Raw genomic sequence first — 16134 nt, 5'->3', positions numbered from 1 at the left:
CTCGTGAATTCGACGTCGGGGCTGGCGCGGATCTGCGCAACCGAATCAATTTCACTGGGACGAGTATTATTCAGTATCGGTTTGTCGGAACCGGTTGAGTCCTCGATGGAAGGAGAAACCATGCGTTCGAACGATTCAATCGCGGGCAATCCATGGCCGCACGACATGGTCATCTCGATCGAGGAGCACGATCACGCTCTGCTTCGACTGCTGTTCGTTCGCGACGCGTGGGGCCTGAGTCCGAACGGGGCTCCAGCCGTCTCAGGCGCGATCGATGTCGGCGCCTCGTCGCGGCCGAACATCGTCGATCTGGGCGATGCCGACGCGCGATGGAGACTCGAGTGGCGGGCAAATTGGCAGCGTTTCGACGAGCATGATCGTGCTGTGCATGCTCTGACCGGGGCGAAGCTCCGTCGTCTCGACGCAGTGAGCGACGAAGAGTTGATCGAAAAGTATTCTCGAATGCCTTCGCGATATTGGGATCAGGGAGTGGACGACCGCGCCTTCGCACGCTGGCGAGACGAGCAGCTGAAGCGTTCCGAACAACGGCGGCAACTTCCGCTGACCGAGCATCCGGAGCGCAGATCGCTTTCAGCACTGATCTCGGCATGGGAGTGCGGCCTGACGAACATCGTTCAGTTGCCGTACAAGGGCTACTTCGCTGATCGGATCAGTCGGCACTGTCTCGTGGTGTCGGAAGCGGCGCGATTCGATGCTGTGCTGTACGGTCGCGCTCTGTCGGCACCGCCGCCGGAGACGCCTCCGACCGGGCGATGACGTCAAGCAGCGCGCAGGCGCGGGCGAGCACGTCTTGGTCGGCGGGGCTGAGCGCTTCGAGGCGCGAGTCGAGCCAGGCATTACGCTGCGCACGGGCGGCGAGGGCGAGTTCAGCGCCCTCGGGGGTGGCGCTGATGAGCACGCGTCGACGGTCATCCGCATCGGGGCTGCGCGCAGCGTAGCCGGCCGAGGTGAGGCGATTGACGCTCTGGCTCATCGAAGCGGGAGCGACCCGTGCGATCTCGCTCAGCTGGGTGAGGGTGAGTGGCCCGCTCTTCTGCAGGCGAGAGAGCACTTCGAGGGCGCTGTCGCCGAGTGTGCCGTCGGGGCGCTCGCTGCGAAATCGCCGGTAGAGCCGGCCGACGGATGATCGAACCTGCGCACCGAGACCCGCGTCGTCGGCCGCGCTGGCCGCGTCGACCCCGCCGGTCGCCGAGGTCGAGAGCGCGGTGGCAGGCGTGTCGTTCTGGACAGAATCATGCGTCATAAGTGATTAGTATACCTAAAGAAAGAACGGAGCCCCATGCCCAACCCCCTCGGTCGAGCGCTGCGAAACCGCCGCGCCGGCCACGACACGCTCGTCTGGGCTCGGCCCGACCTGCAAGCACCCGAGTCGTTCGCGCTGACGAGCCCCGCATTCATCGACGGTGCGCCCATTCCGGCGCTGCACCGCGGCAGGATGTTCGCCCCGAATATCTCGCCTGCGCTCAGCTGGACGCCCCCACCGGCAGACACGGTAGAACTCGTGCTCCTCGTGCAAGACCCCGATGTTCCACTGGGCAAGCCCGCGACGCACGCCCTCACGGTGGGAATCGACCCCTCGTTGGGCGCGATTGCCGAGAACGGCCTCTCGAACCCGAGCCCGATTGCCGGACTGCGGCACGGCAAGGGCGGGCTCGGGCGGCGCGGATGGTCGGGGCCGCTGCCTCTGCGCTCGCACGGGCCGCACTCCTACGTCTTTCAGCTCTTCGCGCTCGATCGCCGCACCGACTTGCCGCCGACATTCGGTCTCGACGAGGTACTCGCCGCGATGGATGCGCACGTGCTCGCACGCGCCCGTCTCGTCGGCACCTACGAGATCGCCTGAGCCGCCCCGCCGGATTCGATCAGCCCGGTCGCATTCGCTCAGCCCGGCCGCATTCGCTCAGCAGGTGCTTCGCGAGGGTCAGGCGGGATCGCGCACGCGCTCCTGCAGCACCACCTCATCCCGGTCGCGCAGACGCCGAAGTGACGCGTAGGGCATCTTCAGCCGGAAGTTCGAGGCCAGCACTGCTTCGTTGCGGTCGAGAAAAGCCCAGTATCCGGCAGTGAACGGGCACGTGTCTTCGCCCAGACGCACCTTCGGGTTGAAGCGGCAGCCGCCGCAGTAGTCGGTCATCGAGTTGATGTAGGCGCCGCCGGCCGCGTACGGCTTTGTGGCGACGACGCCGCCGTCGGCGTGCTGCGACATGCCGATGACGTTGGCGGCCATCACCCACGGAGTTCCGTCGACGAACATGTCGGCGAACCAGTTCGAGAGCGCCGCGGGGTCGAATCCACGTTGCAGCGCCCAGTTTCCGATGATCATGAGCCGCTGAATGTGGTGCGCCCAGCCGTGGTCGTGCAGGCCCTCGATGGTGTGGCTGAGGCAGTTCGCCTCGATCGCGCCTGAATCGAGTTCGCGAAACGAGGCAGGCAGGGGTGTGGATGCCCGCAAGAAGTTGTTCGCAGTGGAATACTCTTCGCCGAGGTACCAGTACAGGTGCCAGACGTAGTCGCGCCAGCCGACGATCTGCCGCACGAAGCCCTCGACGCTCGCCAGAGGAGCACGACCCGCGTCGTATTCCGCGGCCACTCGCTCGGCCACGTCGAGCGGATTCAGCAGCCCGAGGTTGAGGGGCGCGCTGAGCAACGAGTGTGCCATGGTCCAGTCGCCGGTGAGGGTGGCGTCTTCGAACGGGCCGAAGTCGTTCAGTCGGCTGCCGATGAAATCGTCGAGGGCGAGGTTCGCCTCGGCTTCGGTGACGGCGAAGCGCCGCGGAGCATCCGCCCCGACCAGCCGCACCAGCCCGTCAGCCTGCCAGCGGTCGAGATCGGCTCGCACCTCGGCGTCGATGTCGTCTTCGGCGGGCCACCACGGGTCGGGCAGGCCGAGGGTGACGGCGCCTTTCGGTGGGGCGTGCCGATTCTTCGCGTCGTAGTTCCAGTTGCCACCGGCAGGGCTCTCACCCTGCATCAGGATGCCCGTGCGCTGCCTCACCGAACGATAGAAGTCTTCGAGCAGCAGCCGTTTGCCACCCCGACTGTCGGCCCAGCGGGCGAAGTCGGTCTCGCTGGTGACAAAGCCGCGGCTCGGCAGTATGCGGGCATCGAGTCGTCGTACAAAACGGCGGGCGCTGTATGAGGTCGGGTCGATCACCTCGAGGTCGGTGCGCCCCGCGACAACCTCGAGGTAGTCGTCGACCTGGTGAAACTCGACCCGGTCACCGAGTTCGGCAGCGCGATGCCGAAGCGCCGAGAGAATCAGGTGCGCTTTGGCCCGGTGCAGGGGGCGCCGGGCGAACACCGAGCGCGCCTCGATGAGCAGCAGGCGGCCGCCGTCGTCGAACTGCGATCCGAGCTGGCCGGCGAAGATCCAGCGGGTGCGATTCATGCACCTCAGCAAATCGTGCCACCTCTGCGTTGTCACGCCCTTGACGAACCCACCGCGACCGCCTCGTGAGCCCGTTATGCCGAATTGAGGCCGGTACAACTGCCTCAATTCGGCCTAACGGGCTCAGTTCGCGGGGTGATAGCGCATACGCTGAAGCGAGCGAACGAAGCGGGAATAGAACGGGCAGAGCGCTCGTTGACTCGACTATCGATGCAAATGCATAGAAATTGGTGCACAGAAGAAAGAGGGCATCATGCAATTCGGACTTTTCAGCGTCAGTGACGTCACGGCTGACCCCACAACCAACCACACCCCGAGCGAACACGACCGCATCAAAGACATCGTGACGATCGCGCAGAAGGCCGAAGAGGTCGGCCTTGACGTCTTCGCACTGGGCGAACACCACAACCCGCCGTTCTTCTCCTCGTCGCCGACCACCACGCTCGGCTACATCGCTGCGAAGACAGAGAAGCTGCTGCTGAGCACCTCGACCACGCTCATCACCACGAACGACCCGGTGAAGATCGCCGAAGACTACGCGATGCTGCAGCACCTGGCCGACGGCCGTGTCGACCTCATGATGGGGCGCGGCAACACCGGCCCGGTCTACCCGTGGTTCGGCAAAGACATTCGTGAGGGTATTCCGCTCGCCATCGAGAACTACGCCCTGCTGCACCGGCTCTGGCGCGAAGACTACGTCAACTGGGAGGGCAAGTTCCGCAGCCCGCTTCAGGGCTTTCAGTCGACGCCTCGCCCGCTCGACGGCGTGCCTCCGTTCGTGTGGCATGGGAGCATCCGTTCGCCTGAAATCGCCGAGCAGGCCGCGTACTACGGTGACGGCTTCTTCGCCAACAACATCTTCTGGCCGAAAGAGCACTACATGCAGCTCATCGGGTACTACCGCAGCCGCTTCGAGCACTACGGCCACGGAACCGCCGAGCAGGCGATCGTGGGCCTCGGCGGCCAGGCGTTCATGGCGAAGAACTCGCAAGACGCCGTGAACCAGTTCCGGCCGTACTTCGACAACGCGCCCGTCTACGGGCACGGCCCGTCGCTCGAGGACTTCACCGAGCAGACCCCGCTCACCGTGGGCAGCCCGCAGCAGGTCATCGACCGCTACGCGAGCATGCGCGAGTACTTCGGCGACTACCAGCGCCAGCTGTTCCTCATGGATCACGCCGGCCTGCCGCTGAAGACCGTGCTCGAGCAGATCGACTTCTTGGGTGAAGACGTGGTGCCCGTGCTGCGCAAGGAGTTCGCCGAGAACCGCCCCGCCACCGTGCCCGACGGCCCCACCCATGCGTCGCTCGTCGCGGCTCGGGATGCGGCCGAAGTGGCCGCCGCGGAATCCGTAGTCGCTGCGGCCGATGCCGCGTCGGCCGACACTGTATCGTCGCTCGCTTCCGAAGGAAAGTAGTCATGGCCGAGAACACACCGAACGCCGCGCGCGCCGACGAGGCGCAGAACGCCCGTCTCTCTCGCACGCTCGTGGTGGTCTCTGCCGGCTTGAGCCAGCCGTCGTCGACACGACTGCTGGCCGACCGGCTCACCACCGCCACGGTCGACCGTCTCACCGAGAAGGGTGTGGAGCCTCACGTCGAGGTCATCGAACTGCGTGACCTGGCGCACGACATCACCAACAACCTCATCACGGGGTTCGCGGCGCCGAAGTTGCAGAAGGCACTGGATGCCCTGGCCTCCGCCGATGGCCTCATCGCCGTGACACCGATCTTCACCACGAGCTTCAGTGGGCTCTTCAAGTCGTTCATCGACATCATCGAGCCCACCGCACTGACCGACCTGCCCGTGCTGATCGCCGCGACGGGTGGAACAGAACGGCACTCGCTCGCCCTGGATTACGCCGTGCGCCCCCTCTTCACCTACCTGCACGCCGTCGTCGCTCCCACCGCCGTTTATGCGGCGTCGAGCGACTGGGGCAGCGGGGCTTCGGGTGCCGAGGCGGCGTCTGGCCACGGTGCGGTAGCGGGCGGCGGAGCGAGTGCGTTGCCCGACCGCATCGCGCGGGCCGCCGGTGAACTCACCTCGCTCGTCATCGCCTCCGACCGCTCATCGCGGGTCGTCGACCCGTTCGCCCTGCCGGCCGGCTTCAGCCCGGTCGGCGGGTACGGCGCCCAGTAGGGGTCTAGGGCGGCGTCCGCGGCAGGAGCGCACGCGCTGTGGTTGTGCTCGGCGGCGACGAGGTGGGGGTAGTCCTCGTCGGCCTGGTAACAGCCCGATGCGGGGGAGTCGCTATAGGGAACGAGCCCGCAACCGGCCGAATGAGTCGCCGAGAGCCACCTCGTTCTTGCCCGTCGGGCCGCGTGCCGGCGCACTGGTAATTGCTCCCAGTGCCGACGAGAATATCAACGCAACAAGTTAACAGGCGCGAAGTATTTCTGCGAAGCGCTCTGTCGACACGCACAAAAGATGATCGAAGATTTGTGGAGAAAGCAATAGGTGCCGCCCGTCAATTTGCTGGGATAGCGTGTCGAGCGTAAGTTAAAACTACTGACACTGCCCCTGGCTTGCTTCGTCTCTTGCGTAGTAACAGAGCACCGTAGCTCCCTTTCGCGCCGCAGTACATCGCGGTTTGACCCCTGCAAACTGTGGGGTGAAACCATGCGAGAAGGGGTAGCTATGCAGCTCGTCGTTCGGGGAACAACAACCACTCTCGCTGGTGTTCTCGACATTCCGGTGTCGAAGTATCACGCGCACCGCGCTCTCGTTCTGGCCAGTCTGGCGCCTGGTACCAGCGTCATCTCGGGGATCTCTACGACACGTCAGGTGGAATGGACCATCGGCGTTCTGCGGGCGCTCGGCACGAGCATCCGCGTTGTCGGCGACGACTACATCGTCACGGGTGGCCCGTATCGTGCTACCGATGTCGTCGACCACGGCTCGCGCGGCGCAGACGGGCTCTTGAACGTGGGCTCGTCGGGCACGACGCTGTATTTCATGGTGGGGCTCGCGGCCCTCGCCGACCGGCCGATGACCCTGACCGGCATGAAGTACTTTCGCCGCCGACCCATCAAGGCGCTGCTCGACTCGCTCGGCCAGATGGGGGTGCGGCTGGAGTCCGACCGCGACTGTCCGCCCATCACCGTGCAGCCGGTGCGGCCGAAGGGGGGAGAGGTCAGCATTGCGGGAACGCTGTCGCAGTGGCTGAGCGGATTGCTTCTGCTCGCACCGTTCGCAGAGAACGACACGACCATCCACGTCACCGGCGGAGCCCTGAACGAGCAGCCGTACGTCGAATTGACCGTGCGCATGATGCAGCTGTTCGGCCTGGAGGTCGAGCACTCCGACGACTGGCTGACCTACCACGTGAAGGCGAACCAGCAGGCGCGGCCGGCGAACTACGTGATTCCGCCCGACATCGGGTCGGCCGCGTTCGGCATCGCGGCGGCGGCCATCCACCCGTCAGACGTCGTGTTCCGCGGCCTGTCGGCGCTGACCTCTGCCGAGACCGATCACCCCGAAGCCGAATTCCTCGATCTGGCAACGGCCATGGGCGTGCCGCTGACGAAAGACGAGGCCACCGGCTTCGTGCGCGTTCAGCACGACGGAATCAGGCTCAAGCCCATCGACATCGATTGTCAGCCGATTCCCGACCTGCTTCCTGTGCTCGCATCGATGGCGACGTTCGCCGACGGCACGACCCGGCTGCACAACGTGGGTCACATCCGCCTCAAAGAGTCCGATCGGGTCGCCGCGATGCTGCAGCTGAACCGGCTCGGCGGCCACGCCGAGCAACAGACGGATGAACTGCGGGTCACCGGCGTCTCGAAACTGCACGGCGCGGCCATGTCGAGCTTCAACGACCACCGCGTCTTGATGTCGCTTGCGGTTGCGGCGTCGACCGCCACGGGCATGTCGAGCCTCACGTATCCGCGCGCGTATCGCATCTCGTATCCCACCTTCCTCGAGGCGATGAACTCCATCGGGCTCGACATCGACGTCGCTGCGGCTCCGGCGCTCGACGCCGTGCGTGCCGACGCTCGCGAGACCGAGGCCGGGTTCACGCGTCAGCAGGAGCTTGCCGAGACGGGCGAGGCCGCCGACCAGCGCCCGGGCACGGGCGGGCACCAGCACGTGGTTCAGCCCAGTGCCGACAGTGTCGAAGAAGAACGCGTGCCGGGCATCCGCTCAGACCTGCCGCTCGTGCTGAGCGACGAGGTGCGGCGGCTCGCGACAGAGGCGCCAGACCAGATCGCTGTCATCGAGGTCGGCGGCGAGCAGCCGACCGAGACGACGTGGTCCGAGCTGCAGGCCGAAGCGGATCGTGTGTCGGCGCTGCTGCTCGACATCGGCGTGCAGCCGGGCGAGTCGGTCGCCATGCAGCTGCCGAACTGGAGCGAGTTCGTCGCCATCACCCTCGGCGCCATTCAGATCGGTGCCGTCGCCACACCGATCATGCCGGTCTTCGGCCCGCGCGAGACCACCATGACTCTGTCGCGCTCCCGGGCGCGTGTGCTGTTCTTGCCCGACAAGTTCCGCAAGCGCCGACCGGCCGCCGAGCTGCTCGATGCGGCCGAAGAGGCGCGGGCGAACCGTCGCCCGCTGGCCCTGGAACACATCGTTGTGCTGCGCGCGGATGAACGGCACAGCGCCGACGTCGCGAACGACGTTCCGCCCGTCCCCGAGAACGCGGCCGATGCTCTCGCCGCCTCCGACTGGACCTGGCGGTTCTACGACCAGGCGCTCGACTCGGTCACGCCTGACGTCGACCTGATTCTGTCGCGCTCGCCGCAGCCCGACGACGCCTGCCAGCTGCTCTTCACCTCGGGTACGACGGGCGAGCCGAAGGGCGTGCAGCACTCGCACCGCACCCTCGCCGTCGCAACGGCGTTGCACGTGCAGCAGTCCGGCCTCGGTGCCGACGATCGCATCTACGTGCCGTCGCCGCTCGCGCACCAGACCGGCTTCTTGTACGGCATGCTGCTGGCCTGGCGGCTGAACGTCGCCGTGATCATCCAGCCGGTGTGGAACGCGCAGATCGCGCTCGAACAGGCGTTCGGGCAGGCGCGCGGCACCTTCGTACAGGCGGCGGCGGCCTTCGTCGACGACCTGGTGCGAGCCGTGAAAGACGGCGTCGCACCGGCTCCGGCAGCCCTGCGGATGTTCGTTGCCACCGGTTCAGCGGTGCCCCGCGCCCTGGCACGCGAGGCCCGCGACGTGCTCGGAACGAGCATCCTCGGCGCCTTCGGCACCACCGAGACGTGCCTCGGCACCCTCGCAGCGCCCGGGGACCGCCCCGAAGACGCATGGGGGAGCGACGGACGGGCGCTGCCGGGCATCCGGTTGCGCATCGTCGACGACGAGGGCCGAGAGATGCCACGCGGCATCGAGGGCAACTACGAGCTGCACTCGCCCACGATGTTCAGCGGGTACCTCGACCGGCCCGACCTCACCGCCGACGTTTTCACGCCCGATCACTGGTACCGCACCGGTGACCTCGCGGTGCTCGACGAGGCCGGCTTCTTGCACATCACGGGCCGGGTGAAAGACGTAATCAACCGCGGGGGCGAGAAGATTCCGGTGGTCGAGATCGAGAACCTGCTCTACCAGCATCCGCTGGTCGCCGACGTGGCCATCGTGGCCATGCCGGATGCCCGGCTGGGCGAGCGCGCCTGCGCCTTCGTCGTACCGGGGCGTGCGGCGAACGCCCTCACCTTCGGCGAAATGCAGGCCTACCTCGAGAAGAACGGTGTATCGAAGTACTACTGGCCCGAGCGGCTTGAGTTCATCGACGGTCTGCCGCGCAATGCGGTGGGCAAGATTCAGAAGAATATACTGCGTGAGCGCGCCAGCGACCTGGTCGCGGCCGCGGCCCCGGTCGCGCCGAATTTCGGCGTCGCACAGAACAGCAAGGAGTAGTACGTGAGTTTCACCGAAGCATCGTTCCAGGCGTTGAAGAGCGAGATCGACGCGTGGGTGCGCGGCCCCGGCGAAGAGTACGCGAACGTCATCGAGCAGACCGGCTCGGTTCCGCCCGAGCTGTTCGCCGAACTGAAGACGCGTGGCTACTTCTCTCTGGCGGCGCCCGAGCATCTGGGTGGGCAGGGTATTCCGTTCGACCGGTATCTCGAGCTGATGGAGATCTTCTCGCGCACGCACGGATCGGTGCGCATGCTCGTGCACGTCATCAACGGAACCTGGCGGGCTATGGAGCCCTTCGCGACCGACGAGCAGCGTGAGAGCATCATCAAGCCGTCGGTGGCGGGCGACACTCTCGTGGCGTTCACGCTCACCGAGGCGACCGCAGGGTCGGGCGCGGACCTGCGCAGCACGGTGCGTCGCGAGGGCGACACGTACATTCTGAACGGGGAGAAGCACCTCATCACGTTCGGTGTGAAGTGCAACTATTGGCTCATGGCCGCACGGCTCGAGGGCGCGACGGGCAAAGAGGGCTTCGTCGCGCTGCTTCTGCCCAACACCGGGTTGCCGGGCGTCGAGGTGATCGACGATTCGGAGACGATGGGCATCCGGGGCACCGACCACGCGATTCTGCGCTTCACCGACGTGCCCGTGCCCGTTTCGGCGCGCCTCGGCGACGAGGGCGACGGCCTCGCCGTGACGCTCGGCGGGTTCTTGCTGCCGAGCCGGGTCTCGGTAGCGATGAGTTGTGTCGGGCTCGCCGAGCGGGCACAAGAGCTCGCCGTCGAATACGCGAACCGGCGCGAGACGTTCGGCAAGCGCATCGCCGAGCGCCAGGCCATTCAGTTCATGCTCGCCGAGAACTACGCCGACATTGCTGCCGCGCGGGCGCTCGTGCTCGAGGCCGCGCGGGCGTTCGAAGCGGGGGCGTCGAATGCGGGCATCCTGTCGAGCGCGTCGAAGATGATCGCGGTCGACATGATCACGCGGGTCACCGACAAGGCGCTGCAGATTCACGGTGGTCAGGGGTACTGGAAGCGCAATACCATCGAGCGCGTGTACCGCGACGCCAGAGCCCCGCGGTTCGAAGAGGGCACCAACGAGATTCAGAAGCAGGTTGTGGCCCGTGCCGTGCTGAACGGCACGGCGACCTATTGACCGTTCGCCTCGGTGATTTCTGACGGGGCTGATGCCACGCCAGCTCGTTCGCCGGGCATCCACTTTCATTTGAACCGACCAGGAGACTATTTTCATGACCACCACTTCGTCGGCGCCTGTCGCGCTGATCACCGGCAGCTCACGCGGCATCGGAAAGGTGCTCGCCGTCAAGCTCGCCAAGCGCGGCATCAACGTCGTCGTGAACTACAAAGCCAACGCAGACCTCGCCGAAGAGACTCTGCGTGAGGTTCGTGCGGCCGGTGCCGACGGATTCACCGTTCAGGCCAACATCGAAGAGCCCGACGACATCGATGCGATGTTCGACCAGGTTCGCTCGACCTACGGTCGACTCGACATCTTCGTGGCCAACGCTGCCGCCAGCGCCTTCAAGCCTATTTTGCAGCTCAAGCTGCACCACCTCGACCGCAACTGGGCCATGAACGTGCGGTCGTTCGTGCTCGGGGCACAGCGGGCGGCAGAACTCATGGATTCCGCGGGCGGACGCATCGTCGTGTTGACGAGTTATGGCTCGCTGCGGGCGTTTCCGACCTATGCGTCGCTGGGGGCCGCGAAGGCGGCAGCAGAGATGTACGTCAAGTACATGGCGGCTGAATTCGGCCCGCGCAACATCACGGTGAACGCCGTCAACGGCGGTCTCATCGACACGGATTCGCTCGACTTCTTCTACAATCGTGTGCCCGGAATGGCCCCGATGTCGAGCGTGATCGAGAAGATTCCACTAGGGCGGCCGGGAACGGCAGAAGACATGGCGTCGGCGGTCGACTTCTTGCTCGGCCCGTCGGCGGGGTACATCACCGGGCAGACGCTGACGGTCGACGGTGGTCTCACGGTGGTTGCTCCGCCGTTCTGGAGCGACACGACGGGCGACCTGCACGACGCGGTCTTCGGAGTGGCCGGCGCGGGTGATGGCGACGCCGCCAGCTAGTTCGGGCTCGGACGAGCGGGCCGGTTCCAGTTCGGGCTCGGGCGAGAGGGCCGGCTCTAGCGCGGGCGCCGGGGCGCCTGGCCGCGCGGCGGAGGCCGGGCATCCGCTCGCCCGCACGCTGACGCCCTGGCGGCTCGGCTCGCTCGAGGTGCCGCATCGAGTCGTCATGGGCAGTATGCACACCGGGCTCGAGCTCGTCGACGACGGAGGCGAGGCGATCGCCGCGTTCTGGCGCGAACGCGTCGAGGGTGGTGCGGCGCTCATCGTGACGGGCGGGCTCGCGGTGAGCCCTTCGGGGCGTGGTGCGGCCGACTACGCGGTGCTCGGTGAACCGGCGACGGATGCCCGGCTGGCCTTCGCCGTCGAAGCGGTTCATGCGGCAGGCGGCCTGGTGTCGGCGCAGCTGTTCCACGCGGGCCGCTATGCCCTGCTCGACGGGCTGCTCGGGGCTGACGGTGAGCCGCTGCAGCAGGTCGCTCCCAGCGCGGTGCCGTGGCGCGCGGCACGTGGCGCGGTGCCGCGGGAGCTCACCGACGACGACGTCTGGGGGGTTATTTCTGACTATGCGGCCGCGGCCGCGACGGCTGTGCGGCTCGGTTTCGACGCGGTAGAGATCATGGCCTCAGAGGGCTACCTCGTCAACCAGTTCTGCTCGCCCCTCACCAACTTGCGCGACGACGCCTGGGGCGGCGACGCGGCTCGCCGCCGCCGCTTCGCCCTCCAGGTGCTGGCGGCGGTGCGCGCCGCGGTCGCCTCGGTTGCGGCCGGCCCGGTTGCCGCCGACCCGGTCGCCGCCGATCCGGTTGCCGCCGATCAGGCCATCGAGCTACGAGTTTCTGCGGGTGATTCGGCGGCACACCCGCACAAACTCGTAGCTCGATCGACCCGCAGTGAGAAAACCACCCGGGGGAGCGCGCCGGTGCCGGTGGCGGTGCGGGTGTCGGGCGACGACCTGATGCCGGGTTCGACGACAGCGGAGGAGGTCGACGACCTCGTGCGCGAGCTGGTGGCCGGGGGAGTCGATGCCATCAGCGTGGGGGTCGGCTGGCACGAGTCGCGGGTTCCGACGGTGCAGGCGTCGGTGCCGCACGGAGCGTGGCTGGGCTACGCGGAGCGCATCGCGGGTGTGGTGCGAGCATCCACCGCACCGGCTGGCGAGGTTCGGGCAACGCGCTCCGTGGCCGTCATCACCAGCAACCGGATGACCGACCTGCGCGACGCCGAAGAAGTGCTGAGCGGCGGGCTGATCGATGCCGTGGCTCTGGCGCGGCCGTTCTTGGCCGACCCGCAGCTGATAGTGCGCAGCTCACGCGGTGCGTTCGACCTCGTCAACACGTGCATCGGCTGCAATCAGGCCTGCATCGACCGCTCGCTGATCGGGGCGCGGGTGTCGTGCCTGGTGAATCCGCGGGCGGGGCACGAGAGCGTCACACCGCTCACCCTCACGACGCGCCCCGTGCTTCTGGCGGTGGTGGGGGCCGGGCCGGCGGGTCTCGCGGCGGCGGTGGATGCGGCGCGGCGCGGTCACGAGGTGACGCTGTTCGACGCGGCAGCCGAGCCGGGCGGGCAGTTCGGGTTGGCAGCCCGTATTCCCGGCAAAGAGGATTACGCGGCCACCCCCCGCTCGGCTCTCGCCGAACTGCGCGCCCTCGGCGCGACACTGCGTTTCGGCGAGCCGGTCACCGCTGCCACGCTCCTGGGGAGTGAGTCGACGGCGGACATTGCTACGCGCAGCGAGTCGGCGGCGGCCATCGCGCCGGGCTCTCGATCGGCGGTGAATGCTGCGGCGTCGGGCGCCGGGTCGGCGGGTCGGGAGCGACCGACGGATCGCGTCACCGCGACGCGGGCAGGTTCGGCGGCACCGTTCGACGCCGTCATTGTCGCGACGGGAGTTGTACCGCGTCACATCGACGTGCCGGGTGCGGAGCTGCCACATGTCATCAGCTACGAGCACGCCCTCACGCACGGTGTTCCTGCCGGCAGCGTGGCCATCATCGGCGGCGGTGGCATCGGGGTCGATGTGGCCGCGTGGCTCACGGAGCCCGCTAGCGAGGCCGACCGCGCCGCCCACTTCGCCGCGCGATTCGGCCTCGTGCCGTCGGCGGCACTCGTCGGCGCGGCGGCGCAGGCCTCGTCCCAGACGGAGGGGGGCCCGGTAGCTATCGCGGGCTCGGTCGCCGCGACGCCGTCAGTGATACCGCCGGTGACACCGCCGGTGGGGGTGTCGATACCGGCGGTGGGCTCGGAGTCAGGTTCGGGGCCGGGCGCGGGGGCCGCAGTACCCCCGCAACGCAACGCGCCGCCGATGGCGGGGCGGCCGCTGCCGCGTGCAGGCCAACTCGTCACGGTCTTGCGTCGCTCCGGGCGGTTCGGCGACGGCATCGGCATCAGCTCGCGCTGGGTAGCGGTCGATCGGCTCAGGGTCGCGGGGGTGCGGATGCTCGGGGGAGTCCGCTACGAGAAGATCACACCGACCACCCTCGACATTATCGACGCCGACGGGGTGCCGCAGAGCATCCCGGCTGACACCGTCATCGTCTGCGCCGGGCAGGAGTCGAACGAGACCCTCGCCACAGCTCTCGCGACCGCCGCTGTGCCGTACGAGGTCGTCGGCGGCGCCAAGGATGCCCGCTCCGTCGACGCCGTGCGCGCCACCTCCGAGGGCCTCGCCGCCGCGCGCCGCCTCGCCCCATAGCCGTCTGTGCTCTTCTGGGGAGTGGCGCCGTGGTCGTCTGTACTCTTCCGGGTCGTGGCGCCGTGGTCGTCTGTACTCTTCCGGGTCGTGGCGCCGTGGTCGTCTGTACTCCTCCTCGGCTGGCTGCCTCGGCACCTCCGGCGGCCGCGCGGCGTGGCCGTTGAGAGCGAGGTATTCGGACGAGAGCGACCGGCGGGGCGGCTCGTCTCGTCCGAAATCCTCCGCCGCGTCGCGCCGTGGTCGTCTGTACTCTTCCGGGGCTGTCTGCCTCGGCACCTCCGGCGGCCGCGCGGCGTGCGTTGAGAGCGAGGTATTCGGACGAGAGCGACCGGCGGGGCGGCTCATCTCGTCCGAAAGAGTCGCTCTCGAGGCCAGTGGGTGCGCCGGCGGGCAGGCGGCGGGCGCGACGCGGGTCAGGGGGCGAGCACACGCACCGGGGCGCCGGCCTCGAAGGCGAGGATGTCGGCTACGGCGTCGGCGTAGAAGACCGCGTACGAGTCGGTGCTGACGTAGCCGAGGTGCGGCAGCAAGAGGGTGTTCGGCAGCGAACGAAGTGGATGATCGACGGGCAGCGGCTCGATGTCGTAGACGTCGAGCGCGGCGCCCGCGATGGCTCGCGAACGTAAGGCCTCGACCAGGGCATCCTCCTCAACGAGGGGGCCGCGCGAGGTGTTCACGAAATATGCCGTAGCACGCATATGAGCGAGATCCGCGGCCCCGACGAGACCGCGCGATCGTTCGCTGAGCGGCATGTGCACGGTGATCACGTCGGCCGTCGAAAACAGTTGCTGTTTCGAAACCGCGCGAACACCCTCAAGCGCATCGTCGGCGCGCTGCTGGGTGAGGTTCGGGCTCCAGGCGATTACGCTCATTCCGAAGGCCTGGGCGAGCCGCGCGACCGGCACGCCCTGCTTGCCGAGCCCGACGATCCCGAGCGTTCTGCCCGAGATGCCAGGGCCGATGGTGTGCTGCCAGCCGCCCTCGCGCATCGAGCGGTCTTCGGCCGCGATGTTGCGGGTAAGGGCGATCATCATGCCGAGAGTGAGTTCGGGCACGGCCGTCGAGACGCCGCCCGTGCCGCTCACCACGATGCCGAGCTCGTTCGCTGCGGCGACGTCAATGGAGGCGTTGGCAATGCCCGTCGTCACCAGCAGGCGCAGCGCGGGCAGCCGGCGCAGCAGCGCGGCATCGAACGGGGTGCGCTCGCGCATCGCGACCACCACAGCGCTGTGCCCGAGCCGATCGACCAACGTGTCGGGGTCGGAGATGTGCTCCCGCACCACGTCGACATCGTGATTCGCGAGCACCGCACTCCAGTCCGCCGACGTGAGCGCGACGCCCTGGTAATCGTCGAGAATGGTCACGGTCGAGCGGGCTGTTTTCACCTCTCAAATCTATGTCGCGCGCGGGCCGATTCGCGCGTCGATTTTGGCTCCTAAACTCCCGATTTAGCGACCAAAATCGCCGCGCGAAACGCCGCTGCGCAAAGAGTGCGCCGCGCAAAGAGTGCGCCGCGCAAAGAGGGCGTCGCGCAAAGAGGGCGCCGCGCGAAAGCAGCGCCACACGAAAACAGCGCCGCACGAACGGCATTACGCGAAGGGCGTCGCCGAGTCCATCAGCCGCGAGCGGATCATGAATCGCACGCCCTCGGGCGCCTCCACCGAGAACCCGCTGCCGCGCCCCTTCACCACGTCGATCGTGAGGTGGGTGTGACTCCAGTAGGCGAATTGCTCCCGCGACATCCAGAAGTCGATCGGCATCGGAGCCCCGTCGGCGTCGGGCCCGATGTCGAACGTGCCGAGCAGTACGTCGTTGTCAGAGGTGAGAAAGTCGCCGGCCGGGTAGCACATCGGCGAGCTGCCGTCGCAGCATCCGCCCGACTGGTGGAACATGAGCGGGCCGTACTGCGTCCACAGCTTGCGCAGCAACTCCACGCTCGTGTCATTCAGTGCGACCCGCGACTGTGTTTCTCGGTCGATTGTCACTGCAGAGTCGAGCATGAGCAGACCTTCTTTCTTGGTGAAACACTACGCCGAGCATCCTCTCGCC

12 protein-coding genes are annotated in these 16134 nt (G+C 67.3%); 8 read left to right on the top strand and 4 right to left on the bottom strand.

Annotation, left to right across the window (positions count from 1 at the left end):
* Positions 1–3 precede the first annotated feature (3 nt).
* A complete protein-coding gene (locus LQ955_RS07350) occupies positions 4–777 on the top strand; it encodes a hypothetical protein (protein ID WP_231027518.1) in 774 nt (257 codons plus the stop codon).
* Here the strand turns inward: LQ955_RS07350 and LQ955_RS07345 are convergent.
* Positions 671–1264, bottom strand: coding sequence for a MarR family winged helix-turn-helix transcriptional regulator (locus LQ955_RS07345; protein ID WP_231027517.1), 594 nt, complete (start codon positions 1262–1264; stop codon positions 671–673). The genes LQ955_RS07350 and LQ955_RS07345 overlap by 107 nt on opposite strands.
* Positions 1265–1300: 36 nt before the next feature.
* Between LQ955_RS07345 and LQ955_RS07340 the strand changes: the two genes are divergently transcribed.
* Complete coding sequence (locus LQ955_RS07340) at positions 1301–1864, top strand: YbhB/YbcL family Raf kinase inhibitor-like protein (RefSeq protein WP_231027516.1); 564 nt, start codon at positions 1301–1303, stop codon at positions 1862–1864.
* A gap of 78 nt (positions 1865–1942) precedes the next feature.
* Here LQ955_RS07340 and LQ955_RS07335 read toward each other — a convergent pair whose 3' ends face one another.
* On the bottom strand, positions 1943–3409 hold the full coding sequence (locus tag LQ955_RS07335; RefSeq protein WP_231027515.1) for a cryptochrome/photolyase family protein: 1467 nt from the start codon (positions 3407–3409) through the stop codon (positions 1943–1945).
* A 253-nt stretch (positions 3410–3662) separates the two neighbouring features.
* Here LQ955_RS07335 and LQ955_RS07330 point away from each other — a divergent pair, with 253 nt between their 5' ends.
* The 6 genes from LQ955_RS07330 to LQ955_RS07305 all read left to right on the top strand — a co-directional run bounded on the left by LQ955_RS07330 (position 3663) and on the right by LQ955_RS07305 (position 14085).
* Positions 3663–4826: an LLM class flavin-dependent oxidoreductase gene (locus LQ955_RS07330; RefSeq protein WP_231027514.1), complete on the top strand. Its 1164-nt coding sequence runs from the start codon at positions 3663–3665 to the stop codon at positions 4824–4826.
* A 2-nt stretch (positions 4827–4828) separates the two neighbouring features.
* Positions 4829–5548, top strand: a complete 720-nt coding sequence (locus LQ955_RS07325; RefSeq protein WP_231027513.1) for an FMN reductase — start codon at positions 4829–4831, stop codon at positions 5546–5548.
* A gap of 498 nt (positions 5549–6046) precedes the next feature.
* Entirely contained in the window at positions 6047–9286 is a 3240-nt protein-coding gene (aroA, locus tag LQ955_RS07320) for a 3-phosphoshikimate 1-carboxyvinyltransferase (protein ID WP_231027512.1), read from the top strand.
* Between the two features lie 3 nt (positions 9287–9289).
* On the top strand, positions 9290–10444 hold the full coding sequence (locus tag LQ955_RS07315; protein ID WP_231027511.1) for an acyl-CoA dehydrogenase family protein: 1155 nt from the start codon (positions 9290–9292) through the stop codon (positions 10442–10444).
* A 94-nt stretch (positions 10445–10538) separates the two neighbouring features.
* The gene (locus LQ955_RS07310; RefSeq protein ID WP_231027510.1) at positions 10539–11390 is read left to right on the top strand and encodes an SDR family oxidoreductase; all 852 of its coding nucleotides are present in this window, start codon (positions 10539–10541) and stop codon (positions 11388–11390) included.
* The gene (locus LQ955_RS07305) at positions 11371–14085 is read left to right on the top strand and encodes an FAD-dependent oxidoreductase (RefSeq protein ID WP_231027509.1); all 2715 of its coding nucleotides are present in this window, start codon (positions 11371–11373) and stop codon (positions 14083–14085) included. The genes LQ955_RS07310 and LQ955_RS07305 overlap by 20 nt, the downstream gene beginning before the upstream one ends.
* Before the next feature lie 413 nt (positions 14086–14498).
* Here LQ955_RS07305 and LQ955_RS07300 read toward each other — a convergent pair whose 3' ends face one another.
* Both LQ955_RS07300 and LQ955_RS07295 read right to left on the bottom strand, forming a co-directional pair.
* Positions 14499–15470: a D-2-hydroxyacid dehydrogenase family protein gene (locus LQ955_RS07300; protein ID WP_231027508.1), complete on the bottom strand. Its 972-nt coding sequence runs from the start codon at positions 15468–15470 to the stop codon at positions 14499–14501.
* A 204-nt stretch (positions 15471–15674) separates the two neighbouring features.
* Positions 15675–16085: a DUF779 domain-containing protein gene (locus LQ955_RS07295; protein WP_231027507.1), complete on the bottom strand. Its 411-nt coding sequence runs from the start codon at positions 16083–16085 to the stop codon at positions 15675–15677.
* Positions 16086–16134: the final 49 nt, after the last annotated feature.

Source organism: Subtercola endophyticus (assembly GCF_021044565.1).
Taxonomy (GTDB): Bacteria; Actinomycetota; Actinomycetes; order Actinomycetales; family Microbacteriaceae; genus Subtercola; species Subtercola endophyticus.
This window is presented reverse-complemented; position numbering and strand designations above follow the sequence as displayed.